A 26,633-nucleotide genomic window follows, 5' to 3' on the forward strand; every position below is an offset into this window, starting at 1 on the left:
TCATTCATTTCGCACGACAAAGAAACAAATCAATTCAAAATCATCCAATCCCGTGATTGTCGTATTTAATGCCGATGTGCCGCCGCTTTTGAACAAACTGGCAATGTCGTTTTCTTCTTTAACACTGACAATCGAATGAATGGCGTCCTGAAGCAATTCCGATATATGGCTCATATCTTTGCCGTCCTTCGTTTCCGTATTAAAACTGCGGCACAAATCAACATCAGGCTGAGTTTGGCCTTTAGAGAGATAACGAATGGTATCAAGCATTTCTTTCGGAGAAAGATGATTGCAAATAACATTCCCGTCATCGGCCAGATAAATCATATAGAACGGATGAAGACGATTCTGATTATCAATATTGACACCGCCGTTAATATTTTTCAAAATGAAAATAACGCCGGCAGGATATTCATTTTGAGCAGAAACAACCGTATGAAGACCAAACGGCGTTTTATCCAAATCGCCGTGTTTTTGAGAATATTCAAGCAAATCCAGCCTGAACTCATTCAATCCCAAATCCATAATCGAAATTCCCGAAGACATTTCTTCAATATCAACAACTTCATCTTGTAATCGTTTAAGCTGTGCTTTTCGATATTCAAGATCACCTTTCTCTTCCGAATTAATCAAGTCATCATCGCCCGTTGAAGTCATCACCGAAATCTTCATACGCGTTTCAACCCGACTTTTGAGATTGATGTATTCATCCAATGTTAAATCCGGCCAAAAATTGACCAACTGAATCACGGCATTCTTGCTGCCGATACGATCAATACGTCCGAAACGCTGAATAATTCGAACAGGATTCCAATGAATATCATAATTCACCAGAAAATCACAATCCTGCAAGTTCTGACCTTCAGAAATGCAATCTGTTGCAATCAAAACATCAATATTGCCGTCAAAATCCGGCATCAACAAATCTTTTCCTTTAGAAAGAGGAGAAAAACAAGTCAAAACATTGTTAAAAGTCGGCTTAAACTTCGGAATTGTTGTCTTGCCGTCAATAGATCCCGTAATCAACGCTGTGTTTAAATCATATTTTTGTTTCAGATAAACACTGACATTTTCATACAAATATTCGGCCGTATCAGAAAATGCGGAAAAAACAATAACCTTCTTATTACCGACATTGATCGGATTTTCAATTTTTTCCGAAATTATTTGCAGCAACGTTTGAAGTTTCGTATCATGCTCGGGCGTTACAAGATCAGCCATTTTTCCAAGTGTTTCTAAAATATCAAAATCGTTTTGAAGTTCGGCACGCCATGTCTTATAATCCATATCATTGAGATCGATTTTGATTTTTCGGCCTGAAAAGAAATCCGTATTTTGGTCATCCAAATCAAAATCAGTATCCTCTCGAACTTCGGATGATTCAATAACGGAAATACCGCCGGCTTCAAACTCATCAATTTCAGAAATTGTTTTATGAATGAGTTTTTGAATACGTCCCAATGTCAATCGGAATGAAGAAACGGAACTTTCTAACCGTTTCAGCAAATTAATACTCATTAAACGGCGGATTCCCTCTTCGCGCCCGGAACGATTGATGTTCACGGAAGAATCTACATATTTATCAAGCTTACTCGGAAAAACATAATTTGTCGGTGTATAAACCGAAAGATTGAGTTTGACCAATTCTTCATAAATTTTGTTATAATTGACATCATGAATATCCGTCAATTGAGGGCGTAAAGAAATCGGTTTTAATCTTTCCGGAAAAGCACCAATCTCAGCCATATTATAATATTTTTCAATATGCTTGCGGGATCGAGCAATCGTTACGCTGTCCAACAATTCAAAGAAATCAAAATCCAGCATTTTAAGAAGTTTTTCGGTTGTACGTTCTTCGGGCTCCAAACCCCCCCAAAAGTTGAAAGCCCTTTGAGCATTTCGGAAAATTTCATCAACAGACTTGGAAGTATTGAGTTTGTCATTAATCAAATGCGGATTTCCTTCATAAGCAAGCTCAAGCTGGTTTTTTAAATCCGCAAACCGATTATTGACTGGTGTTGCCGAAAGCATCAAAACTTTTGTTTTAACACCCGACCGAATGACTTTGTTGAGTAAACGCAAATATCGATTTTCACGCGCATCTTTACCGGAAATTTCGCCACCGTTTCGGAAATTATGTGATTCATCAATCACAATAAGATCATAATTGTTCCAAACTAATCTGTCTAAATCCAATCCGTTTGACTTTCCTTTCTCTCTGGAAAGATCTGTATGATAAAGAACATCATACCTCAAACGATCGCCGGCAATCGGATTATTGACATAATTGTCTTTAAAAGTGTTCCAATTGTCCGATAATTTTTTAGGACAAAGAACCAAAACAGACCGATTTCTGTTTTCATAATATTTCATAACAGCCAACGCCGTAAATGTCTTGCCGAGCCCTACACTGTCCGCTAAAATGCAGCCGTTATATTTTTCAAGTTTATTAATGACAGCAAGAGCCGCATCTTTTTGGAATGAATAAAGCATATTCCAAATATTACTTTCTTTAAATCCCGTTGCTTCATTCGGCAATACATCTTCGGAAATATCTTCAAGGAATTCATTGAAAATATTATAAAGTGTAATAAAATAGAGAAAATCCGGAGAATTTTCATTATAAGCTGCTGTGATGCTTTCAATGACATCATCTGTTACGTCTTTTAAAAGAGATTTGTCATTCCAAACTTGCTCAAACATTTGAATGTATTGAGTACTTTCTTCATGAGAAATTTTAGTAACAAGATTTGTAATATGATCGCCACGCTGGCATCCTAATTCTGTTGTTGTAAACGCATTCACAGGAGAATAAGAAAAACCGGACTGTTGATTGACAACATTCAGCATTGAATTAATTGATCCACCGGTAACATTTGAACGAAATTCGACTTTTGAGCGAATCCACTCCGCACATTCTCTTGCAATCATTTTCTGAGAGAGTTCATTGCGCAGTTTTATTTCAAAATCGGTACCGTAAAGACTTCTTTCCCGATTCAGTTGCGGGATATAAAACTCTCTTTTTTCTTTCGGTGCCTTTTCGGCAACAAACGCAGGAGAAGTGAAAATAAATCTTAATTCTTCAATATTATCAAATTGTTTTTTAAGTTCTTGATAAGCGAAAATAGAAAAACAAGCGGAAGCAATTGAAATGCGGCTGTTTTGATTAACGGTAATCAAAAGATCGTCTTTCAAAGTCCTATTAACATTGTCAATAACTTCCATGTATTGTCCTCATATGCAAACTAAAATAAAAATAGTATTTACTCATCCCCTTCAACAATCGCCCCGCCGGGCTCTGTCTCTCTGAAAATCTGACCTTCGAATTTGTAAATCTTCGCGCCGTATTTCCACATCATCGGCGTTAATCCGGCTTTCACGCAAGTCTGGCAGAGAAATTCAATCGCGTCCCAGCCTTGTTCCGCTGCGACCTGCGGCAAAAGCAAACCGCGGTTTTCACCGTACTCGACCATCAAACCGTGTGTTCCGATTTTGATTTGATTGGAATAAGTTGTAAAAGCGCCTTCAACGGATTCCGGAAGTGTTAAAGTTGTGACTTCAACCGTAATTCTGGAAAAATCTTTTTTGTCAATCGGGAAGAAGCGCGGATCTTCAAAGGCTGCGGCAACCGCCGATTTCACAAGCACTTCTTTGAGCGGCAAAACCGGATAAGGATAGCCGATGCAGCCGCGCAGGTCGCCTTCTTTTTCAAGCGTGACGAATGCGCCGCGCTTTTCGGAAAAAATAATCGGAACGGAAGGCAGATCATCTTCGGAATCTTTGCCGCCCAATACGTTTTCAATCACTTTTCGGGCAAGCTTAACGGCGAGAACGCCTTCACTTTTATGAAGAATATTTTTAGACATTTTCAAATCTCCGTTTTACAAAATTTCCCGGTCGTCCGCTCCGGTTCCTCTGCTGCGCGCCGCAGCTTCCCGAAGAACTTTGATTCCCGGCAATTCCGTTCCCGACAAATATTCGATACAAGCGCCGCCGCCTGTGCTGATGTGCGAGAATTGAGAATCCATGCCGAGACGGTGGACTTCGGCGGAAATGTGACCGCCGCCGATAATTGAGAATTTGGCGTTGACCGCCGCGCGGATAATTTCATGCGTTCCGATCGCAAAATCCGGATTTTCCGAAACGCCGGCAGGACCGTTTAAAATGACGGTTCCCGCAGATTCAATCAAAGACGTGTAAGAAACGATGGTTTCAAGGCCGATATCGTTGGCCGGATAAGTGGATTTTCCCATTTCCTTAATACTTGCTTCCACCCGTTTGCCGTCAATATTCAGCGCCACATCCGTCGGATAACGGATTTTGTCACCGAATTCTTTGAGCATATTGCGGACAGGCGGAATGTAAGACGCGTATCCTAATTTTTCAATCAGATCCATGTTGGGCTGGCCGATATTAAAGCCGGCTGCCGCCAAAACAACATTTCCGACAATGCCGCTGAACAAAACCAAATCGGCGCTGCCTTTGGAAAGCACATTATTGGCAACGCGCAAAGAATCGTCTACTTTTGCGCCGCCGAGCACATAAACACAGGGACGCTCGCCGTCTAAACCGCGGTCCAGGCTGAGAATCTCGGATTCCATGATTCGGCCCGCGCCGCACGGAATGTCGCGCGTAAAGCCGACAACCGAAAGGTGCGAGCGGTGGGAAACGGCAAAAGCGTCGTTTAAGAAATAATCAATATAAGGCAGAAGCTTCTTGACAAAATAAGAATCGGCGTGTTCGTTCACGCTGCGCTCCAAAGATTCTTCGGAGTAAAAACGGACGTTTTCGAGCAGAACAACATCGCCGGGTTCCATTGCAGAAATGCAGGAACGGGCGTATGAGCCGAAAATGTCGTCGACATAACGGACTTCTTTTCCGAGAAGCTGAGACAGAACTTTTGCGTGAGACTGCGTTGTCATGAAGTCCGATTTTCCGGGGCGGCTCTGGTGCGCCAAAAGAACAACTTTCGCGTCTTTTAAGTCATTGATTGTCCGAACGTGACTTTTGATGCGCGCGTCATCTAAAATCCGGCCGTCCGGGCCCATCGGTGCATTAAAATCGACTCTTAAAAGAACTGTTTTTCCCGAAACATCAAAATCATCAATCGTAAAGAAATCTTTTGTCAACGTCAAACCTCTCGCCGTCTCTCAATTACAAATTATTGTTTATTGATTTGCCGTTTTTTGCTTGTTTGAAACGGATTTCAAACGCTATTTTCACATTTATCATTGACACAATGATTATTAAGGTTATTGTCGGCTCGGCAGAATCCGGCCGTACGTTCCGAGTATTTTCAGCCGCGCAGAACGTCCTTTAACCGCCAGAAGCGCGCCTGAAACATTCGAGTCCGACGGACTGCCTTCAAAATCAATATAAAATTGATATTCGCCCAAAGATTTTTTCGACGGCCGGGACTCGATTCGCGTTAAGTTTATGTCATAATTGTAAAACGCTTCAAGAATGTGAAAAAGCGCCCCCGGCTTATCTTGTTTGGGAGAAACAACCACAGAAGTTTTATAAAAAACGCTTCCGCTGCCGGTTTGAGAAAGAAATTCCGGCAAAATGGAAAATTCGGTGTCTGACGCGTAAGCTTTCAGAAGCGGAATCACTTCGGAACGAACCAGAATTAAAAAGCGCGTGGAATTATTCACATGGTCCTGAATCCCGCTGCAAACGGTTTTTAAGCCGTATTCGCGGCCGGCATTTTCGGAAGCGATTGCCGCATAGATGACAGAATCGGCGGACCCGTTTTTGAAACGAATTTCGGACTCCGATTCAGAATCGATTTCGGACTCCGATTCAGAATCGATTTCGGACTCCGATTCAGAATTGATTTCGGATTCGATTCCCCGGTTGCTTTCGAAACAGATTTCCGACAGCTCGGACACGCGCTGCGCCGCCTTAGACGTGCTGTCGACTTCAATCAGTTCCGCATTCTTCAAATGCGCCTGAAGGAAAGAACGGCATTGGTAAAGTCCCTGAGGATGAGAAAAAACAATATCGATTTTGTCAATTGAAAAATCAGGGTCCTTGGCGGCATTTTCGGAAACGAGAAGACAGTGGCTGACGGGAAGAATCATTTCGGCAACGATTGAAACGTCTTTTTCCAAAAGCAGATCCATGCTGACACCGACGGCGCCTTCAACGGAATTTTCAATCGGGACGAGCGCAAAATCTGATTTTTGACCGTCCGCATCCGCTTCAAAAAGCCGCATCACTGCGCTTTCCAAAGACGGGCAAAGCAAAAGTTCCGGCGTTTTACCGTCACAGACCGTTGCAAAAAGAGTACGCGCCGCAATTTCCGAATAAGAACCTGCGGGACCGAGAACCGAACCTATCATAAAAATACCGGCAGCTGTTTTTGTTTAAGATTTGTTGCTATGTTAAAGAATGATTCATAAAATATAATTGAAAAGTGAAACACGATTTAAATAAAGTGAAGCACGATTAAAATAAAATGAAAGAAAGTGAAATGGAAAGCAAGATCAGAAGCCTAAGACTTCTGTCATGCTGTAAACTTTTCCTTTCTCCTGCGCGTTAATCCACTTGGCAGCCAAAACGGCGCCGCCGACAAAGATTTCACGCGTGTGCGCCTGGTGGCGGAGCTCAATGCGTTCGGAGTTGCCGATAAACATGGCGGTGTGATCTCCGATGATGTCGCCGCCGCGAACGGCGTGGATTCCGATTTCTTTGCCGCGCGGGCAGAGGCCTTCACGGCCGAAAACCAATTCTTTGCCGCCGAGGGCTTCGCTGAGAATTTCGGCAGCGGTCATTGCGGTTCCGCTGGGCGCATCTTTCTTTTGATTGTGGTGCGCTTCGATAATTTCGATGTCGTAGTCGTCTCTTAAATATTTGGCCGCTTCTTCGAGCAATTTGAAGAACACGTTAACGCCGATGGAATAATTGGTTGAGATGACGGCGCCGACATTGTATTTGGCAATCGCCTCGTCAATTAAAGCGCGCTGCTCGGGGCTGATGCCGGTTGTGCCGATCACAAGATTGACGCCTGCGGATGCGGCGGCGGGCGCGTTAACAGCTGTTGCCGCAGCAATCGTAAAGTCGATGACAACGTCTGTTTTTGTTTCCTTCAGAACGGAAACCAAATCTTTGGAGTCGGAAACGGGAACGTCTAATTTGCCGATGCGGATAACATCGCCGACATCCTCGCCGATAAAAGCAACATCAAACGCCGCGGAAAGCGTAATTCCTTCCGTTGCCAGAATGCGCTGAATAATCAAAGATCCCATTCGGCCGCATGCGCCGATGACGGCGGCCCGGACCTCGATGCCTGATTCGCTCATTCCAAAACCCCGCACTTTTTGAGTTCGTTGGTCAAAAGTTCAAGATTCAGCGGCTGAAGCGGAACAAGCGGCAGTCTCAAAGGACCTGCGGCATGTCCGGCAAGGCCTGCTGCCGTTTTAATCGGTGCCGGGTTGGTTTCAATGAACAGCACTTTCATAAGAGGAGCAAGCTCGTAGTGGATTTTTAAAGCGTCCTGAAGTTTTCCGGCTTCGTACGCGGCAACCATCTGCGACATTTTATCGGGCAGAATGTTGGCGATGACGGAAATAACGCCGGAAGCGCCGATGGACAGCAGCGGCAGTGTCGCGACATCGTCGCCGGAGAGCAAAGTGAAATCTTCGTCTTTGGTTTTGCTGATAATTTCGGTGGCTTTGCCCATGTCGCCGGTGGCTTCTTTGATGCCGATAATATTCGGGTGTTTGGCAAGTTCCGCAATTGTGGGAACGCTCATGTCAACGCTTGTTCGGGACGGAACATTGTAAAGAATAATCGGGATGTCAGCCGAATCTGCAATTTTTTCAAAATGAGCTTTGAGACCACTTTGGGTCGGTTTGTTGTAATAAGGCGTAATCACAAGAGCAGCCGCGGCGCCCGAGTCGGCCGCATGTTTGGTAAATTCAATCGCTTCTGCGGTGTTGTTTGAACCTGTTCCGGCAATCACGGGAACAGCGGATGTTTCGACTGCGATATCTGTCACCTGCATATGCTCTGCAGCCGACATCGTTGCGGATTCACCCGTCGTGCCGCACGGAACAATCGCGGAAACGCCGCCTTTAATCGTGAATTCAATATTTCTTCTGAACCCTTCGACATCAATTTGATTGTCCGCCGTAAACGGCGTAATTAACGCGGGGATAACGCCCCTAAACTTCTGACTCATATTTTGCACCAACCTGCAATACTTGAAACTGAAACGGTTAAAGTAAAAACACGCGCCTGATGAGGAACAGAAACGCGCCGGCGTTTAGATTAAACATGAAAGTATGAATATAATACAAAACGCTGAATCAAAAATTAAAGTATAGAAGTAATTAAAATTATTGCTTGACAAAAAACCTCATGCAGAATTAAGGCAAAAAAAGAAAAGGAAATGAAAAAAAGAAAAGGAAATGAAAAAAAGAAAAGGAAATGAAAAAAGGAAACGAAAAAAGAAATCAAAGCCGAATCGAACTCAACTGCCGCCGCCGCTCGCGCGAGACGCACCGTTTTAATTCAAAATTATCCAAAAATGCAAGATGGGTTTTGCAAAAAAGAAAATAAAAAAGTAAAAGAAAAAGAAAAGCGCTTATTGCAGTTATTCTTCAATAAACGCCGTCATTTTAAGACCGGATCTTCTGTCAAAAGACCGGACGGCTTTTTCCAAATCTTCCTGAACCAAATTGTATCTTTTATCCAGAAGCGCAGACAAAACGGCTTCGCGGACAACCATTCTCAAATCCGAGCCGGTATAATCTTCCGTTTTCTTGGCGATGGCTTCTGTGTCGATATTGCCTTCGATTCTTCTTAAAATGGTGTCCAAGATATCTTTTCTCATTTCAAGTGTCGGGCGTTCGAAATCAACGATTTCGTCAAAGCGGCGCCAAACGGCTTCATCGAGTTTTTTGGTGTGATTGGTCGCGGCAATCAATAAAACGCCGTCTTCCACAAGGCTGGTGTTGTCAATCGCTTTTAAAAGCGTGTTGACGGCCTGCTTGATTGCGCCGTGTTCATCGTTTGCGGTTCGGGATGTCGCGATGAAATCGAATTCGTCAATAAACATAATACAGGGGTCGAATTTTTTGGCCAGCGCGAACACGCGGTCAATGTTTTTGGATGTCTCGCCGAGATATTGGTCGGTAATCATGGAAAGGTGAACTTCCACAATCGGAATGGACAGTTTTTTAGAAAGCGCGCGGGCAAAGGAAGTTTTACCGGTGCCGGGAGGGCCGACGAAAAGAACTTTTCCGATGTCGTAAAGGCCGATGTTTTTGAAGTGTTCTTTATTGTTAATCGCCAGTTCGATTTTCTGAAGCTCGTTTTTCTGGCGTTCCGTCAAAATCAGTTCGTCCATGGATTCGCGAACTTCTTCGGGCGCTTTGATGTAGGCAAGTTTCAGCCATTCGCGGCCGTTTCCTTTGTCTTCGGAAAGTTCTTCGATGATGGATTCGATCCATTCTTTAGAAGCTTCTTTCGGCGGATTTTTGGAAGCAGCTTCTTCGTAGCTGATGTCGCTTTCTTCGGCAATGTTGCCGTAATAATAAGCCAGAACAGGATTTTCCAGAATTCTGTCGCGGGATTCGTCTTGTCTTTTAAACCAGTCGGCTGCGGATTCCAAACTGCCTTCCGTCAGCCGGAGGTTTCCGGAATAAGTATCCAAAACGGCATAAGCGAAAGGCTTGCCGTTGACTTTAAGCGCATTTTCGACATCTTCAATTCCGAACATGTTTTTGACAACTGTTTTGTTGAGTTTAATCGGCTTAGCGACATTGCGGGTCTTTGCATCCCACAGTGTGCGGCGGATTTTGGAAGGGATATCGTTGACGATTAACTCATTTTGATCGTTGTAAATTTCAGCGGTTAAGAGTAATTCGATAACATCTAACGTTTCGGAGGAGACCATAATATCATTTTTCCTTTTGTTTTGGGGGTTGCTTGTAAAATAAGGGTTAATTTGAAAGGATAAGTTATATCGTCAATAATAATAAAATTTTGCATTTTAAATGATTGAATACATCCATTACGAATGGAAGCTTTCGTCCATTACGAATGGAAGCTTTCGTCCATTACAACTGAAAGCTTTCGTCCATTACAACTGAAAGCTTTCGTCCATTACAACTGAAAGCTTTCGTCCATTACAACTGAAAGCTTTCGTCCATTACAACTGAAAGCTTTCGTCCATTACAACCGGAAGCTTTTATCCATTACAACCGGAAGCTTTCAATTATCGTGAATGGAAGCTTTCAATGAGTTATGAATCGAGTGACGAGTTTTAGAATAAATTCAGATCAATCCGACAAATTTTTCATTCCCAAACGCTTTAAATACATTCATTCTTTAAACAAGATTTTCAATTTATGATTTTCAATTTATTACAGATTTAATACTCAATTACCGGTGTTTAACATGTCCGACATTCAAAAACTTGAACCGATTTATTCCGGCAAAGCCAAGACGATTTACACAACAAATGATTCCGGCAAATATATTGCCGAATTCCGCGACAGCCTGACGGCTTTCAACGGCGATAAGAAAAGCGAAGCGCCGAAAAAGGGCTATTACAACGCTCAGATTTCCCGCAAAATTTTCGAAATGCTTGAAGAAAACGGCATTCACACCCATTACAAAGGCATGGCGTCCGATGTTGATATGATTGTGGATATTGTTGACATCATCAAATTGGAAGTCATTGTCCGAAACATTGCCGCAGGCTCCATCACTAAAAAATACCCGATGCCCGCAGGAAAAGTTTTTGAAAAGCCGATTGTGGTTTTTGACTACAAAAGCGACGAATATCAGGACCCGATGATTAATGAAGACATCGCATACGCGCTCGGTGTTGCCGCTTACGAAGAAATGATTTATCTCAAAGAAACGGCGCTGAAAATCAACAGTATTTTGGTTCCGTATTTCGACCGGAACGGCTACCTTTTGCCGGACTTCAAACTTGAATTCGGCCGCGTGAACGGCAAAATCGTTCTCGCCGACGAAATTTCATGCGACACCTGCCGCATTTGGGACAAAGTGACCAAAGAATCATTCGACAAAGACATTTTCAGATTTGACAAAGGCGATTTGACAAAAGCTTATGAAACGGTCGCCAAAAAACTTGTTCCCGAGATTTTTGAGTAATTCAAAAATCTTCTTTTCTTCTCATTTTTTAACAGTCCGGCCGAATTCGGTGACTTTATTTAAAAACCCGGCAATTCGCGCGCGGCGGCGCAGTGATATATTTCATCTGTCGGTCTGAAATTTGTAAACTGCTACTTTTTTATCCTTTGATGAATTTACAAAAAGTGTAGTCATTATTATATTCATTATTATAATTTGGATGTTATCATTATGCAAAACGACGATTATGACGTTATTGTTATCGGCGGCGGCATCAGCGGATTGATGTCGGCGCTCACGCTGTCAAAACACGGCAATCGGGTTCTTGTTCTTGAGAAAGACGAAACTGTCGGCGGCAACTGCCGCAGCTATCAAAAAGAAGGCTTTACGGTGGACACCGGCCCGCACGCAATCACCGCGCTTCGGGGCGGCCCGCTCCCGATGCTGATGGACCAGTATTACGTTGTTGTTCCCAACTTTCAGCCGTACGGTAATTATTACATTCGAACGCCCGACGCTTCTTTAGTGCGCTGCCCGACGAATGTTCATGATTTTTTGATGTTTGATTATCTTCCGGTCGCGGACAGAATGAAGCTGGCCAAAACCATCGGCGGCGTTATGCTTAAAGTCAGCCGCGGCGAGGATTATTCCGACCGGTCTGTTTACGAATGTCTCCCGAAAAGCCTCAGCCATGAAACACTTGCTTTTGCCAACACTTTTTCAATGTTCATGTCCGGCCGCGGCATGAAAGAAACCTCGGTTCAGCGGATGGCCGCGGGTGCCGGTGTTGTCAAAGAAAAAGACAAGCTGACGCCCGAAGAATACAGAGCAATTGTCAAAGGCAAAACCGACAAGAAAGAGGAAAAGGCAGATCAAAAGGACAAAAAAACAGATCAAATGGACGAAAAACAGGATCAAAAGGAAGAGAAAGCGGATAAAAAGGGTGAAAAGAAGAAAGACAAAAAAGACGGGAAAAAGAAAGAAAAGAAATCCGGTTCCGAGAAAGCAAAATCTGCCGAAAAGAATGATTCCGTTTTGGAAGCTTTCAGAAAAACGCTGACGCACAAAGGCGGATTTTCAACGCAAGGGTACCCGATCGGCGGCGTTCAGGCCATTACGGACTGCACGCTCCGTTCAATGCCTTCTTTGGCCGACATTAAAATCGGGACGCGCGTTCAGAAAATTTTAACGGAATTTGACGCCGAATCGAACAAAGACAAAGCTGTCGGCGTTGAGACGGCAGATGCGGAATATTATGCCGATTTAATCGTTCACACCGGATTTGCAAGCGCGCTGCCGCAGATGATGGAATTGCCTGTCGATTATGTGAACAAACTTAAAGGAATCAACCACACGGTCAGCTTAAGTATTTGGCTCGGCCTGGATGAAATCTGTCCCGAATTTGATTATATCGGATCGGAAGTCCAGTTTGAAGAAATGCCGTACTGGGGCGGCCCGATCAGCAACTACGACCCGAATTTGGCGCCGCAAGGATGCCAGTCCGTCGGATTCGCGTTCATTCCGCAGTATGAAGATGTCAAAAGCAAAACAGACGACGCTTACAACCAGCTTTTCGGACTTTTGCCGAACATCGAAAAACACGCTGTGATGCGCCATGAACAAATTACGATTCCCGAAAAAGCCGCAATCACTGTCCGCGGTGAATTTGCCGATATCCGCTCTCCGATTGAAAATCTTTACATCGCGGGAACCGATACCGACAAAAGAAGTATGGGCGTCACGCGCGCCGCCTATTCCGTCATTGAGCTCCTCGGAAAATTAAATGCCGACAACAAACTGAAACGGCAGAACGATTTCAAAGGATACAATTTCAAAAGAGATTATTTGCCGCCGATTTCGGAATAATCTTTTTATTTTTCCTTTATTTTTTAAAATTCGATAAACACTGGATTCATTTTTGTTTGCTTAAAAAATGGCACGGCTCGCGCGCGGCCGCCGGGCGTTCTGTCCTGCGGGTCTGTTCCGGGACGGGTTTTCACGGCGAAACCGTCAAAATCGGAAATGTTTTGACAATTTTTAAATAGACGAGAGAGACATATTGAGAACTGATGTCAATGAAAATTACGCTTTTGGGAACGGGAGATGCGCCGGGGACGCCTGAGATCGGCTGTTCCTGCGCCGCGTGTACGGATGCGAAATGCGGGACTAAAAGCAATCGGACCCGTTTTTCAATTTTGGTTCAAACCGAGCAGGGCAATGTTCTGATTGACACTTCTCCTGACATGCGCCTTCAGCTTCTGAAAGCAGACATCGGGCACATTGACGGCGTGATTTGGACGCACGGGCATTACGATCACTACGGCGGTTTTCCCGAATTTTACCGTATCCAAAAAGACATCCACGTCTACGGTTATCGGGAGACGGTGGATTACATTTCCGAAATGGTTCATTTTATTGAACCTGTGAAGCATTACGTGAATTTTTACGAACCTTTTTCTTTAATCGGCCTCGAATTTTCGTTATTTGAAGTCATTCATCCGCCGGAAACACATCCCGCCGGCGTTATGATTTCGGACGGGAAAAACAAAGTTGTCATCAGCGGCGATTCCGAAAAAAATATTTCAGAGAAAAGCTTGGACTACATTCGAAATCCGGATTTGTTCATCGTCGACGCGATTGTTCCCGCGCATATGGAAGTCAACAAACATATGAATTCGAAGCAGGCGCTTGAGATTGCGGAAAAGATTCACGCGAAACGAACGGTTTTGACGCATTTGGGTCATTTTTATAAGCCGCATGACGTTGAAGTTGAAGAGAACGGGTTGCCTCTCGGGTATGATGGAATGGAATTTGAGTTTGAGTCATGAGGGAGCTGCAGCGCTGCCTTCCGCGCGCGAGCCGCACAGATTCAAAAGAAGCGATTCAAATTCGGGACCGTTTTTAATTGATTCAACTCATTTTTATTCTGATTTCACCGAACGGTTTGAAACGGAATATATTTAAATAAAGAAAAGTATTTGAGCAACCTTTACGATGAGTTTTGCAAAAAGTATAAATCAAAACGAACCCTTCAATCGTAAACTTTCGGTTTGATTTATAAGAAATCAGACGCGTAAGGCGCGTCACACGTTTCATTCATTAAATCATCATTTCACAATCATCATTCATTTATGATTCAAATAAAAACGGCAAGAGAAAGATTAGCATAAATTAAATTTAAATCATTAAAACTAACAAAATCAAGAGAGGATAACATGGGAAATATTAGACACTCCAACATCAAAACCATTTCATTCAAACTTTTAAACAACTACGGCGACGTTTTTACAGAAGACTTTGACCAGAACAAAGCGCTTGTGACAAAATACACAACCATTGAAAGCAAAACCATCCGCAACAAAGTTGCCGGATATGTCACAAGAAAAGTCAGACGCGCACCCAAATACTGATTTGGGTCCTTTTCTTAATTTTTATTCTTTTTTATTTTCTTTTTTTGATTACATCAAACAGCTTTTGCTGTCGGCAGTCAGGCATATAAAATATGCAAAATGTCCGGCAATACTTTCACCCTCCAAGCCAAAGTCCTTTTAATTGTTTGAAATATTAAAATCAATCAAATTGATCAAGTCAATCATCAAATCGGTCAAATCAATCATCAAATCGATTAAATTAATCATCAAATTGATTATCATTGATTATCAAATCGATTATCAACGATTAAATTACTCACCAAATCCAAATAATTTCACAGGTTTTAAAAAATGTCAGCATCCGGCAAAGAAATGTTAACGGTTCTTGAGAAAAACTTCGGGTATACGATGTTTCGCCCGAATCAGGAAGAAGTCATTCAAGGGCTTCTTGACGATCGGGACGTTTTCGTTTTGATGCCGACGGGCGGGGGAAAATCGCTTTGCTATCAGATTCCCGCGCTGATGAAAGAAGGAACGGCCGTTGTCGTTTCTCCTTTGATTTCATTGATGAAAGACCAGGTGGACAGTTTGGTTGCAAACGGCATCTCCGCCGCTTTTTTAAACAGCACGCTCTCGGAATCGGAAAGTGCCGATGTCAAACGCCGGCTTTTGGACGGCGATTTAAAAATTCTTTACGTTGCGCCCGAGCGCCTGATGATGTCATCGATGCTGTCGCTTTTGAAAAAAACGAAAATCAGTCTTTTTGCAATTGACGAGGCGCACTGTGTTTCGGAATGGGGCCATGACTTCCGCCCCGAGTATCGAAAATTATCGGAGCTGCGCGAGAAATTCCCGAATGTCTGCGTTGCCGCGCTGACAGCAACCGCAACGGAACGCGTTCGAAGAGATATCGTTCATGTTCTTCGCCTTCGGGATCCCGTGATTCGAATTTCCAGTTTCAATCGGCCGAATCTTTCGTATCAAATTGTGGAAAAGAAAGATGTGATGGACCAGCTGGAAGGATATATCCGAAAAAACCGCAGCAAATCCGGCATTATTTATTGCCAGAGCCGCGATGCCGTCGAGCGGCTGGCCGCGCGCCTGAACAAGCTCGGCTTTTCGGCGCTGCCGTATCACGCCGGCCTTTCGGATGACAAACGCGCGCGCCATCAGGATAAATTCATCCGCGACGATGTGGACATCATTGTCGCAACAGTTGCTTTCGGCATGGGAATCGACAAACCCGATGTCCGATTCGTGATTCATTACGACCTGCCGAAAAATTTGGAAAGCTATTACCAAGAAACCGGCCGCGGCGGAAGGGACGGACTGGAGTGCGAATGCATTTTATTTTTCAGCCGCGGGGATTGGCACAAAATCCGGTTTTTGATTGAAAAGAAGCCGAGCAAAAAAGAAAGAGACCTCGGATTTCAGCAATTGTCTCAAATCATCGGCTACTGCGAAAGCACAGACTGCCGCCGCAATGTTCTTCTGCGCTATTTCGGCGAAGACATTAAAGAGCCGTGCAACAACTGCGACTCCTGCTTCCACCCGAGGACGAAAGTGGACAACACGGAAGAAGCGCGTCTGCTTCTGGAATGCGTGAACCAAACCGGGCAGCGCTTCGGCATGTCTCACGTCGTTGACGTTTTGTACGGCGCGCGGACGCAGAAAGTCAAAGACATGCGCCACGACCGATTGAGCATTCACGGCGCCGGCAAACATATTTCCAAAAACGAATGGAAACGAATCGGCAACGAATTGGTTCAGTCGGGATATTTGAATGTCGGCGGAGATCGTTTTCCGATTGTGAAGCTAAATCCGAACAGCCGAAAAATCATGGCCGGCGAATTAACGGTCGAACTGACCGAAGCACCGATTTCAAGAATTTCAAAAGGGCGGACAGTTCTGCCCGAGGCCGCCGCGGCAGACCTTGATTTGGCAGCCGGGGCCTATGTTGATGAAACGGAAGACATTTTCGGAAGCGTTGAAGATGATTTTGAAGTCGAAAATGAAATCATGGAAAATGACGACTACGCTGAAAATTCGGGCGGCTCCATCGTTTACGGCGGGAAAAAGTCAATCATGGCCGACGGCATTGAAAAATATTTAAAACCGGCAAAACCCGCCGAAAAAGAAAAAGTTCAAAAAACGCTCACCATGGAAGACGCCCCCGCTCCGAAAAGCACAAAACGCACCGCAGCACTCCCAAAAAGCATTGAAAAAGGGAAGTTTGACACAATTTTATTCAACCGCCTGCGGGATTTAAGAAAACGGATCGCAACTGACAAAAATCTGCCCCCGTACATCATTTTTGCAGACACAAGCCTGCGCCAGATGGCAACCGATTTTCCGACAGATGAGACTTCTTTTTTGAAAATTGCAGGCGTTGCCGAATATAAACTTCAAAAATACGGCGGCCTGTTCATTAACGAGATCAGCGATTATATCGGAGAAGTGGAAACACCGTTTTCGGTCAAACCCGCAGACCCCCCAAAGCCCAAATCCGAATCAAAGCAAACCGAAGAAAATTCGATTGAAACCGAATCAAAGCAAATCGTAGAAAACCCGGTTGAAGCCGACCGAGACGACATTTTTTCGGAAAATGATTTGAAACAGACACAAAGTTTGTTTTCTCAAGGACTTTCCGTCAGCGAAATTTCAGAAATCCGCGGCATTCCGGTTTTAAAAATCGTCGAGCATTTGGAAGCGCTGATTGCCGCCGGCAAAATTGATAATTTGGATATTCTGATGACCGACCAAAAACAAAAAGCAATTGCAGGTACGATTGAAAAACTGCAGATCGAATTTACGGAAAAACTGATGAACTCAGCCATTACTGAAAAAACAGATTTGAAATTATCCGATGAAGAAGTTCGTTTGATGAAAGCGCTGATGATTGCCGAAATGAAAAGACGGCGAAACTGATTTGAAAATATTTTAAAAAAAGGGAACGGATTTTGCCGATATTTTAAAAACAGGATTTGATTTTGCCGATATTTTAAAAACGGGGTTGGGTTTTGCCAATATTTTAAAAACAAGGTTGGTTTTTGTCGCTTTTTAAACTTCTGTCGCTCGCGCGCGGCGGCGCCCGCCGCGAGTGCGGTGCCGGCGCTGATATTATCCGTTCCGCGCACTGTCTTCTTTTGTCCGCCCTGCCCCCGTACCAATCCTGCAACTGTTTTTGCAAACCGCCCCGCCGAGTTCTGCCTTGCAACTGTCTTATTTGTGAACAAACCTGCAAATTTCAACTCTGCGACTGTTTTGTCCGAAACGCCCCGCTGAGTTCCGTTCTGCGACTGTTTTAAAAGGCGAAGCCGTAAAAACCGCGAAGCGGTTTTTCATAAACACCGCCCTCCAATCGTAGGCGGAGCCGTAAAAAATTGCGAAGCAATTTTTCTGCAAACACCGCCCTCCCCCCGCCCTTTGAAAAATTCCGAGCGTAGCAAGGAATTTTTTACGATAGGCTTATAAATTATCCCATGCTTATGATTTACTCGGTGGGCTAGTCAGGGCAGCTAGGCGTCGCTTGTAACCCGAAATCGCCGATACGCGGGTGATGAAGCTTCCGGCCAGGTGCATTGACTTTATGTCAAGTCCGAAATCTTAACGTTGAAACCTCGTCCTGCTGGGAATGTGGTGATTGCCGAGACAAAAGGAGTTTTGGTTCGGCTTTCTTAATCGTGGAAACCGGTTCAGGCCCGGAAGGGAGCAGACTTACCGCGGACAACAGTCGCTTGCGGGGTTGCGGGGCGGAGGAGAGATTTTGGAGACTGCGTATGGAAGATGTATCGAACCGGATGCGTGCTCACCTTTTCTATTGATTTGCCGAGAAAAGCGGACTGTCCGAAAGGGACGGTAAGCATTAAATATCTCAATTCCATTTATGGGAAAGCAAAAACGAACAGTCATCATCTTTTGACGAGATAGCCTAGCTCGGTAGGGCGCAGGATTGCTAATCCTGTGTTGCTTTGCAACTCGGGGGTTCAAATCCCCCTCTCGTCGTTTTTCTTGTTTTTTGAAAATTAAATCGGTGAGCTTTGCTTTTGAAAGGCGGCGGCGCGTGCGGGTTGTGCCGATTTGTCGTCGAATTAGCCAAAAATAGGATTGCTTTTTCAAAAATTGAATGAAATTGCGGTTCGTTTTTTTATAAATTGTCTGATTGCTTGTCAGTTGCCGGCTGTCAGTTGCCGGCTGCCGGCTGCTGTCCGCATCTGCAATGATTGCCAGTCAGCTGCATTTCCATATGCATCATATCATTTTTATCACATCCGTTCGCTACGCGAACGTGGGCACAGCCACCTACCGTTTCCGTTTGCCACAGCTACCTTACTGTTTCCGTTTGCTGCTGTCTGCACAGCTGTCGCGCTCACGCCCGCATTCATGCCCGCGCCCGTGCCGGGCCTTTGCGTCTTTCGAATGCTGATTCAAGCTCAGCCTTCCTTTTTGTTATATAGGAGAAAAACGTAATGGAATTCATGGAAATTGAAGAAATATTTTCTTCTTTGGAAGAAATTCAAACAATCTTGGAAAAAGACGGGCTGACATGGAGAATGGCGGCCGACGAAGACGAGGCGGACGAAGAAGACGGCTGCGGCTCGAAAATAGATTTGGGAGCGGCGTCGTTTTCAGCAGATGCCGACGAGATTGAGATTGAAAAATGGGAAACAGAACTTCCCGATATTGATGAAAACGGCGAAGAAGAGGACGAAGAAAAGAGCGAAGGCGATGATGAAGAAGAGGAAAAGGGCTTGAGTGAAGACAGCGCCGAGAACCGGATCAAAGAATCGATGATTGAAAATGCGGACGTTATTTATTTCGATACTTTCAAAAAAAGAACATACGCTAAAACATTCATTTTCCAAAAAGAAGAAGAAAACGGAAATCGGATTTATCGTCTGATCGGTTTTTGTGAAGCGCCGATGACTTGAATGTTTTAGATTTTGCATTTTTTACATTTCATTTACTTTTTTTACATTTTATTGCTTTTTTTACATTTTATGAATTTTGTTTGCATTTTTTTACATTTCATTTGCGTTCATTACGTTCGTGATGTTCATTTTTGATTTCATTTTACTTGTTTTAGGATTTGGAAAAAAACGTTTCGTTTATAAATCTTATATATAGTATTTATATACTTGATAAGCGTTTATGAATATCCGCATTGATTCAAGAAAACTGAATTCGAGAATTAACGAACAATTATTGATTTTTTATTAAACTGACTTTTATAACAGATATAGCACATAACATTAAAAATCGTATACGGTAATAATTATGAGCAATGATTCAAACCTTAAAATTGAAAATGTTGTCGCGTCCACCAAATTGGCGGAAGAATTCGATTTGAACTTAATTGTTGAGAAATTCCAGACCGCGGAATACAACAAACAGAAATTCCCCGGCCTCGTTTACCGCGTTTCCGACCCGAAAGCGGCCTTCCTTGTTTTCACATCCGGCAAAGTCGTTTGTACCGGCGCCAAAAATGTGGCCGACGTTCACACCGTCATCGGCAACATGGCTAAAAAATTAAACAGCATCGGCATCAAAACAATTGAAAATCCCGACATTGCCGTCCAAAACATTGTCGCGTCCGCCGACCTCAAAGCCGTTTTGAACCTCAACGCAATCGCAATCGGCCTCGGTCTCGAAAACATCGAATACGAACCCGAACAATTCCCCGGACTTGTTTACAGAATCAGCGACCCGAAAGTCGTCGTCTTGATTTTCAGCTCCGGCAAACTTGTCGTCACCGGCGGCAAAACACCCGAAGACTGCGCACGCGGCGTTGAAGTCGTCCGTGAACAGTTGGACAACATGGGACTTTTGTAAGTCTCTTGTCCTTTATTTTTTTAATTTTTTCATTTTCATCTTTATTTTATTCTTATTATCAGCTTATTTATTCTTATTATTTGAACAGCAAATTCCGCCGCTTCAATATCAGGAACGGTCGAGAACAAAACAGAAAAATAGTGATTCGGGATTTTTATGGAAGACAAAAACCTGATTTTTGACAAAAATGATGTTTGTATTTTTATCCCCGTCCTCAACGAAGAAGACGCCATTAAAGACGTGATTGAGGGCTTTCAAAAAGTCGGCTACAACAATATTTTGGTTTATGACGGCAACAGCAAAGACAAAACAAGAGAAGCTGCCGCAGCCGCCGGCGCCCGCGTTGTCGTTCAAAGCGGCAAAGGCAAAGGCCAAGCCATGATTCAGGCGTTTGACGCCATGACCGAAAAATACATGGTCATGATTGACGGCGACGGCACGGAGCTGCCCGAAGAAATTCATCATTTGCTGTATCCGGTTTTGGAAGGCAAAGCCGACCACGTTGCCGGAAACAGAATTGCCGGAAGAACGCCGGGTGCGTTTACCGCGTTAAACCTTCTCGGAAACCGCCTGATCAACTGGTTTTTCCGCCGCGCTTTCCGGTCCGGTCTGCGCGACATCTTAACCGGTTACCGCGCGTTTACACGCGAATCGATTCAAGCTTTGGATTTAAAACAAAACGGCTTTGTCATTGAAACAGAAATGACCGTCGAATGCCTGACAAAAGGCCAAAAAATGATGGAAGTGCCGATCACATACCTGCCGCGCCCCGAAAAAGTGGAGACGAAGCTTCACCCGATCCGCGACGGCTACAGAATCAGCATGGCCGTTTACAAATATTCGCGCTTCTACAACCCGCTGTTTTTCTTCGGCGTTTGGAGCTTGCTTTCATTCGTTATCGCTTTGCTTTTGGCTGCGGCTCATCCGTTCATCACATGGCACAGCTCAACGCTCGGAACAGCCGTTTTCTTCTTTGCCGGAATCGGCGCCGTTCTTCTGATTGCCGGATTTGTCGCCGACATCAGCGCGACCCTTCACAGAAAAACATTAAAAGCGATTCAAGCCAACCGGAAAGAACAGGAAAAAGAATACGATCAATTCTGATTCTTTTTCATTTTTTCACAAACTTATTTCATTATTCCGGTTTTCATTTTTTTCTTTTTTCATTATCTCTGCCGATTGATTCGAATTAATTCTGCTTTTTTGACGTTGTTTTGTATTGTGAGCGGCCGCTTCGCGCGCGAACAGCACAATTTGAAAATAAAAGAAAAGAAAAGAAAAACGAACCCGGGTTTTGATTTAAGATTTAAACAAAAAAGTAATCCCAAAAAGATGAAAAAAGCAAAAGACAAAAGGTAAAACGTAAGAGAAGGAGATGGGGACTCCTTCTCTGTTGTTTACGTTTTGATGAGGAATTGTTTTTATGATCGAGCGATCATAGGATTGCCCAATCAGTGTTATTTTGCGAGATCGTAGTGTTGGTTGACGATTTTAAGAGCGCAGAAGTCACCGCACATGGTACAGGCGTCTTCGTCGCCGGGTGCGCGGCTGTTGCGGACAGCTCTTGCGTGTTCGCCGTCAATTGCGATTTCGTACATCTTCTCCCAGTCGAGTTCTCTTCTGGCACGGGCCATGGCCAAGTCTTCTTCTCTCTTGCCGAGACGGATCATGTCACCGATGTGCGCTGCAATCTTGGAGGTCTTAACACCGGTCACGACATCGTCGATGTTCGGAAGGGCCAAGTGTTCGGCAGGCGTCACGTAGCAGAGGAAGTCGCAGCCGTAGGATGCGGAAACAGCGGCACCGATTGCGGTTGTGATGTGGTCGTAGCCGGGCGCGATGTCTGTAACGAGCGGGCCGAGCATGTAAAACGGCTTGTAGTTGCTCATGACTTTCATCAGCTGGACGTTGGTCTTGATCTGGTCGAGCGGAACGTGTCCGGGGCCTTCGACGATGACTTGGAGGTCGTATTTGTCGTGCGCGATTTCAGCGCATTCGGAGTTGATGATCAATTCTTGGACCTGTGCGCGGTCGGTTGCGTCGTGGACGGCGCCTGCGCGCATACCGTTGCCGGTGGACAATGTGACTTCGTGTTCTTTTAAGATTTCACAAAGGTAATCGAACTGAGCGAAAAGCGGGTTTTCTTTTTCGTTGTGGAGCATCCATGTGCTCATGAAAGCGCCGCCGCGTGAGCAGAGGCCGCCGTATCTGCCGTGCTTTTTCAATCTGTCAAGCGTAATCTGGTTGATACCGGTGTGAATCGCCATGAAACAGGTACCGGCTTTGGCCTGGTCTTCTGTTGCCTGGAAGAGCTCGTCTTCGGTCATGTGGACGATAGAACCGTATTTCTCGGCAGCCTGGATAAATGCCTGGTAGAGCGGAACGGATCCGACCGGAAGCGTAATTGCGTCACAAACGGCTTTTCTGATGCCGAGGAAGTCGCCGCCTGTTCCGAGTTCCATCAAAGTGTCGGCGCCTGCTTTTTCTGCGGCGACGGCTTTGTCGATTTCCATCTGCATGTCAATGATGTCTGAAGAAGCGCCGATGGAGGCGTTGATTTTGGTGCGGCAGCCTTGACCGATACCGCCGAGTTTGACTTTTCTGTAGGGGCTGACCGGAATGACAATTCTGCCGGCGGCAATGCCTCTTCTGATAAATTCAGGGTCTAATTCTTCTTTTTCTGCAACGATTTTCATTTCGTCGGTAATGATACCGTTCTTTGCGTCTGTAACAATGGACATATTATAACTCCTCTCTTAGTTTTTGTAAAACGGACTCAATGACATCAAAGCTTGAAATCATGCAGGGATTGCCTGCAGTCATGAGATAAATCTAAAACTCATTTTTGGGATATATACCTATTTAAAAAACAAAATTGATTTTAAAACAAATTATTTTGATATTATAATAAACAGATGTTGTTTTTCAATAATAAATTAAATAAAATGGATTTAACGACAAGTGAAATTGAGTTATATTTGTGTTTAAAAATAAAAGTTGAAAAAAGAAAACAGCAATAAACGAAGAAAAAAGAAGAAAAGAAAAATAAAAAAAGGGTGAGAAGGAGTGAAAAAAGGAAAAATAAGAAAACGAAAAATGAAAAAATAAGAAAACAAAAAATTACAGCCATTCGTAGCCGTAAAATGATTCGATGTTGTAATTATTCATCAGCGTCAGTTCGGCGTAGCCGAAAAACTGGCAGCCTTCGCAATTTTGAATCATATTTTTGCGTTCTTTTTTGGTTTGGTTCCAAACTTCCGTTATGCCGTTTTTGATAATTTTGCCGTCTTCGCTGAAAACGGAAGATTCTAAAACGTTGCCGAGCGGTGTGTTATGAATGCGGCAGTTATACAAATTGCCGTGATGGTCAATCGCTAAAATGCCGCGGTCGACACGGCAGTTTTCAATGACTTTGCCGTCGCGTATTCTTTTCAAATAAGTTTTGGAATTAATCAGCGGATAACCTTGTTTTTTCATGTCAATCAATTCGTTCATCAAAGAAACGAATTGCGGGCGCTGATCTTTTCTGATGCTCATGCCGTCCCAGTCTGTGTCGTCCATTCTCTGAAAAGAATAAATCGGTTCAACGGCCATCTTAACGTTGCCGAGCTCTTTTGCAAAACGAAGCAGATCGGTGACTTCATCCAGATTTTTGCCGCTGATGACGCAGTTCATTAAAAGCGGTTCGTTCAGAAGACCGCTTTCGGATGCATATCGGATGCCGTCTAAAATGGTGTCGTAATCGGCGCCGCGGATTTCGCGCGTTGCCGTCGGCCCGTCAACGGAAACAGAAATGTAATCCGCATCTTTGAGCGCGTTCATCCTTTTTTTGAGCAGCAGGCCGTTTGTAATCGTAAATGTTTTCATTCCTTTGGATTTGGCGTATTTCATGATGTCCGGCAAATCTTTCCTGAGAAGCGGTTCGGTCGACCAGGCATTGTAAGAGCCGATTCCGAAATCAACGGCCAGATCAATAATTTTGCAGACATCTTCAAAAGAAGGTTCTCGGGGATTCGCAGGTAAATCGGAAAGCGTTTCTTTTTCAGCAAGATTCTTTTTCCATTCGTCGCAGAAGGAGCAGCGCAGGTTGCAGGAAGAATTCACGGAATGCGAAATTGTCACGGGACGTCTTCTGACTTTCATCTGCCAAGCGCTTTTGGCCATAAAAACCGGATCGAATTTTGACACGCGGAAAAAAAGAAATTAAAAAGACTTAAAGTTTGTCCAAAAAAAGGAGGAAAAATAAGGAAAAAATTAAAATGAAAAAATCAGAACCGAGAGAAATAAACAGCAAATGAATCAATCACAATGAACGGCGTCAAAAATAACTTTTGAATCATCTGTGACGGGATCGCTGCGCGATTTTTACGGTTTCGCCTTAAAAGACAGTGCGCAGAACAGCACTCAGCACTCAGCACTCGGCACTCGGCACTCAGCTGCGGCCGCCGCGCGCGAGCCGCACATCTTTTCAAAAAATCAACTAAAACCGACACCTATTTTTCAAAAAATCAATCAAAATCGGCACCCGTTTTTCAAAAAAACAATCAAAACTGTCGCCCGTTTTTTTCAAAAAAAGAAAAGAAGAAAAACAAATTTGAGGAAATCCTCAAATTTATTTTTTATACTTGACGCCTTTTTCAGCAGCCAATTTCTGCATCAGCGGCGGAAGTCTGTCATAGCGCCACAACCCGAATTTCACCCAATTCTCGGGGTTTTCGATTCCTTTTTCGCGGCCGGCTTCAATGAGTTTTCCTTCCCACATTTCCATCGCTTCGGGATGTGTTGTCTTTAAATTTTCGAAATCGGCTAAGGATGCGGCGGGGCAGAGCCAGCAGCCGATGCGGTCAAGACCTTTTTCATAAAGCGGATTGTAATGCAGATTCTGGTCGAAAATGTAAAGCCAAACGTGCATCGCCGTCCATTCCTGAATCGGGGCGGCGCCGATCTGGCCGCGCACGGACGGGCTTTTCCAGATTCTTTGGCTTTTGGCGCGTGCTTTGGATTCATACTGGCGCTGGCCGATAAAGGTCATGCAGCCGCCGTCGTCGGCGTAATTCATTTCAATCACATTCGTAATCGGCTGAAGTTTGCAGGATTGGGTGCACCAGCGATTATCCACGCTCGGCGGACCGTTGGTTTGATATTCTTCCCAGAAGGCATTTCCCGCGGATGTTTCTTTAAACGGTTTACCGTAAATTTCAACGACTTCTTTGACGTTGTCAATCGTTTCCTGAAATTCAAGGCCGGTGTCGGCGAAAATGATTTCATATTCTCTTTCGTTTCCGGAATCTTTTCCGAATGCTTTTTCCGTCAGCTGAAGCGTTACCAAACTGTCTTTGCCGCCCGAATACGAACAAGTCAGCTTCCGGCTCATGTTGTTTGCCGCGTTCTGCATAAATCTGATGCTGTCGGCTTCAAATTTGTCAATCACATGACGGTTGGCATCAACGGTTTTCTGCCAAATTTCCCGAACCGGCGTTCCCTCGGGAATTTCTTTGTCGGGCGGCAGTATGCTTGCGGCACTGTTTGCTTCAATTCCGCTTTTTGCTTTTTTCTTTTCCGTGTTTTCCTTTTCCGCTTCAATTTTTTCTGCTTCACCTTTTTCGGTTTCTTTTTCCGTTTCGTCTTTCATATTCCAGCGGATTTTAACGGCTTTGCCGCGCTCGGAATTTTCAATTTCATCGGAAGACATTTTCGCGCGGCCGGCGGCAATGATTTCAAAATCGGGCGTGACAACGACGACCTCGTCTTCTTTTTCAAATCCGGGCGCCGTTCTTAAAATTCCCGGGACCAAAACGCTGGACCCGTCGGCAACGAACGGAATTGCTTTCTCGTGAACCATAATCCAGTTCTTCAAGTTCTTTTCGGCATCCGGATCTTCTGTTTTTGAATCCTTATTAAAAATGCGGCGCGCACCCGTTAGCCGCGGCAAAAGCACCCACCCGGGCTTGTCAATTTCAAAACGAATCGTTCCGATAACCTCGCCGCCGCAGATGATTTCTTCCATTCGGTCATCATAAGGCGCTTTGTTGTAAACGGCAATTTCGCCGTCGCCGATCATTTTCTTGCCGAACTGGCGGACAGACACTTCATTAATGCGCTGAATGTCATACGGAAACGCCGGACGGATGTCTGCCGGCGGCGTGACGGTTACAAAATTCGTTTTGCATCCGCAGGCGCATTTTTTATCCAAAACAGGAACATTGCACGCGGGACACCAATGTAAGACTAATTTTCCTAAAAAAACGGGTTTGACCATGCAGGCAAAATGTTTTCATCTTATTAAAAGTCATTTTTCTTACGAACACGGTTCATAAA

At 44.3% G+C, this 26,633-nt stretch carries 21 protein-coding genes, 1 tRNA gene and 1 other RNA gene; 13 read left to right on the forward strand and 10 right to left on the reverse strand.

The annotated features are described in order from the left end of the window. The 7 genes from MmiAt1_RS01855 to MmiAt1_RS01885 form a co-directional block, all read right to left on the reverse strand. Complete coding sequence (locus MmiAt1_RS01855) at nucleotides 1–3,225, reverse strand: helicase-related protein (RefSeq protein ID WP_318785209.1); 3,225 nt, start codon at nucleotides 3,223–3,225, stop codon at nucleotides 1–3. A gap of 38 nt (nucleotides 3,226–3,263) precedes the next feature. Next, nucleotides 3,264–3,866 carry a TIGR00296 family protein gene (locus tag MmiAt1_RS01860; RefSeq protein WP_318785210.1) on the reverse strand — a complete coding sequence of 201 codons (603 nt, stop codon included), beginning with the start codon at nucleotides 3,864–3,866 and terminating at the stop codon, nucleotides 3,264–3,266. Between the two features lie 15 nt (nucleotides 3,867–3,881). Beyond that, a complete protein-coding gene (locus MmiAt1_RS01865) occupies nucleotides 3,882–5,135 on the reverse strand; it encodes a phosphoglycerate kinase (protein WP_318785211.1) in 1,254 nt (417 codons plus the stop codon). A gap of 117 nt (nucleotides 5,136–5,252) precedes the next feature. After that, nucleotides 5,253–6,344, reverse strand: a complete 1,092-nt coding sequence (locus tag MmiAt1_RS01870) for a prephenate dehydratase (RefSeq protein WP_318785212.1) — start codon at nucleotides 6,342–6,344, stop codon at nucleotides 5,253–5,255. 144 nt (nucleotides 6,345–6,488) lie between these two features. After that, nucleotides 6,489–7,304 carry a 4-hydroxy-tetrahydrodipicolinate reductase gene (gene dapB / locus MmiAt1_RS01875; protein ID WP_318785213.1) on the reverse strand — a complete coding sequence of 272 codons (816 nt, stop codon included), beginning with the start codon at nucleotides 7,302–7,304 and terminating at the stop codon, nucleotides 6,489–6,491. After that, a complete protein-coding gene (dapA, locus tag MmiAt1_RS01880; RefSeq protein WP_318785214.1) occupies nucleotides 7,301–8,185 on the reverse strand; it encodes a 4-hydroxy-tetrahydrodipicolinate synthase in 885 nt (294 codons plus the stop codon). Before dapA ends, dapB begins: the two co-directional genes overlap by 4 nt. 414 nt (nucleotides 8,186–8,599) lie before the next feature. Then, nucleotides 8,600–9,904, reverse strand: coding sequence for an ATP-binding protein (locus MmiAt1_RS01885; RefSeq protein ID WP_318785215.1), 1,305 nt, complete (start codon nucleotides 9,902–9,904; stop codon nucleotides 8,600–8,602). Nucleotides 9,905–10,407: 503 nt separating this feature from the next. Here MmiAt1_RS01885 and purC point away from each other — a divergent pair. The 13 genes from purC (at nucleotide 10,408) to aglJ (ending at nucleotide 21,419) form a co-directional block, all read left to right on the forward strand. Next, the gene (gene purC / locus MmiAt1_RS01890) at nucleotides 10,408–11,133 is read left to right on the forward strand and encodes a phosphoribosylaminoimidazolesuccinocarboxamide synthase (RefSeq protein ID WP_318785216.1); all 726 of its coding nucleotides are present in this window, start codon (nucleotides 10,408–10,410) and stop codon (nucleotides 11,131–11,133) included. Nucleotides 11,134–11,343: 210 nt separating this feature from the next. Further along, the gene (locus MmiAt1_RS01895) at nucleotides 11,344–12,978 is read left to right on the forward strand and encodes an NAD(P)/FAD-dependent oxidoreductase (RefSeq protein ID WP_318785217.1); all 1,635 of its coding nucleotides are present in this window, start codon (nucleotides 11,344–11,346) and stop codon (nucleotides 12,976–12,978) included. Nucleotides 12,979–13,187: 209 nt separating this feature from the next. Next, the gene (locus tag MmiAt1_RS01900) at nucleotides 13,188–13,940 is read left to right on the forward strand and encodes an MBL fold metallo-hydrolase (protein ID WP_318785250.1); all 753 of its coding nucleotides are present in this window, start codon (nucleotides 13,188–13,190) and stop codon (nucleotides 13,938–13,940) included. Beyond that, the gene (locus tag MmiAt1_RS01905) at nucleotides 13,930–14,076 is read left to right on the forward strand and encodes a hypothetical protein (RefSeq protein ID WP_318785218.1); all 147 of its coding nucleotides are present in this window, start codon (nucleotides 13,930–13,932) and stop codon (nucleotides 14,074–14,076) included. The genes MmiAt1_RS01900 and MmiAt1_RS01905 overlap by 11 nt, the downstream gene beginning before the upstream one ends. Before the next feature lie 251 nt (nucleotides 14,077–14,327). Next, complete coding sequence (locus MmiAt1_RS01910; protein WP_133517497.1) at nucleotides 14,328–14,522, forward strand: 30S ribosomal protein S17e; 195 nt, start codon at nucleotides 14,328–14,330, stop codon at nucleotides 14,520–14,522. Between the two features lie 312 nt (nucleotides 14,523–14,834). Beyond that, complete coding sequence (gene recQ / locus MmiAt1_RS01915; protein WP_318785219.1) at nucleotides 14,835–17,411, forward strand: DNA helicase RecQ; 2,577 nt, start codon at nucleotides 14,835–14,837, stop codon at nucleotides 17,409–17,411. A 122-nt stretch (nucleotides 17,412–17,533) separates the two neighbouring features. Beyond that, a complete protein-coding gene (locus MmiAt1_RS01920; RefSeq protein WP_318785220.1) occupies nucleotides 17,534–17,791 on the forward strand; it encodes a hypothetical protein in 258 nt (85 codons plus the stop codon). A gap of 190 nt (nucleotides 17,792–17,981) precedes the next feature. Continuing rightward, an RNA gene (gene ffs / locus MmiAt1_RS01925) (signal recognition particle sRNA) lies at nucleotides 17,982–18,297 on the forward strand. A gap of 106 nt (nucleotides 18,298–18,403) precedes the next feature. After that, a tRNA-Ser gene (locus MmiAt1_RS01930) sits at nucleotides 18,404–18,488 on the forward strand. Nucleotides 18,489–18,645: 157 nt separating this feature from the next. Beyond that, nucleotides 18,646–18,909 carry a hypothetical protein gene (locus tag MmiAt1_RS01935; RefSeq protein ID WP_318785221.1) on the forward strand — a complete coding sequence of 88 codons (264 nt, stop codon included), beginning with the start codon at nucleotides 18,646–18,648 and terminating at the stop codon, nucleotides 18,907–18,909. A 43-nt stretch (nucleotides 18,910–18,952) separates the two neighbouring features. Next, entirely contained in the window at nucleotides 18,953–19,414 is a 462-nt protein-coding gene (locus tag MmiAt1_RS01940) for a hypothetical protein (protein WP_318785222.1), read from the forward strand. A 346-nt stretch (nucleotides 19,415–19,760) separates the two neighbouring features. Beyond that, on the forward strand, nucleotides 19,761–20,315 hold the full coding sequence (locus tag MmiAt1_RS01945) for a TATA-box-binding protein (RefSeq protein WP_318785223.1): 555 nt from the start codon (nucleotides 19,761–19,763) through the stop codon (nucleotides 20,313–20,315). Nucleotides 20,316–20,471: 156 nt separating this feature from the next. Then, the gene (aglJ, locus tag MmiAt1_RS01950; protein ID WP_318785224.1) at nucleotides 20,472–21,419 is read left to right on the forward strand and encodes an S-layer glycoprotein N-glycosyltransferase AglJ; all 948 of its coding nucleotides are present in this window, start codon (nucleotides 20,472–20,474) and stop codon (nucleotides 21,417–21,419) included. A 353-nt stretch (nucleotides 21,420–21,772) separates the two neighbouring features. Here the strand turns inward: aglJ and thiC are convergent, their stop codons facing one another. The 3 genes from thiC to MmiAt1_RS01965 form a co-directional block, all read right to left on the reverse strand. Then, nucleotides 21,773–23,056, reverse strand: a complete 1,284-nt coding sequence (gene thiC, locus MmiAt1_RS01955) for a phosphomethylpyrimidine synthase ThiC (protein ID WP_318785225.1) — start codon at nucleotides 23,054–23,056, stop codon at nucleotides 21,773–21,775. Between the two features lie 379 nt (nucleotides 23,057–23,435). Further along, complete coding sequence (locus MmiAt1_RS01960) at nucleotides 23,436–24,479, reverse strand: radical SAM protein (RefSeq protein WP_318785226.1); 1,044 nt, start codon at nucleotides 24,477–24,479, stop codon at nucleotides 23,436–23,438. Nucleotides 24,480–24,927: 448 nt separating this feature from the next. Then, nucleotides 24,928–26,508, reverse strand: coding sequence for a phosphoadenosine phosphosulfate reductase domain-containing protein (locus MmiAt1_RS01965; protein ID WP_318785227.1), 1,581 nt, complete (start codon nucleotides 26,506–26,508; stop codon nucleotides 24,928–24,930). Nucleotides 26,509–26,633: the final 125 nt, after the last annotated feature.

The sequence above is a fragment of the Methanimicrococcus hacksteinii genome, from assembly GCF_032714515.1.
Taxonomy (GTDB): Archaea; Halobacteriota; Methanosarcinia; order Methanosarcinales; family Methanosarcinaceae; genus Methanimicrococcus; species Methanimicrococcus hacksteinii.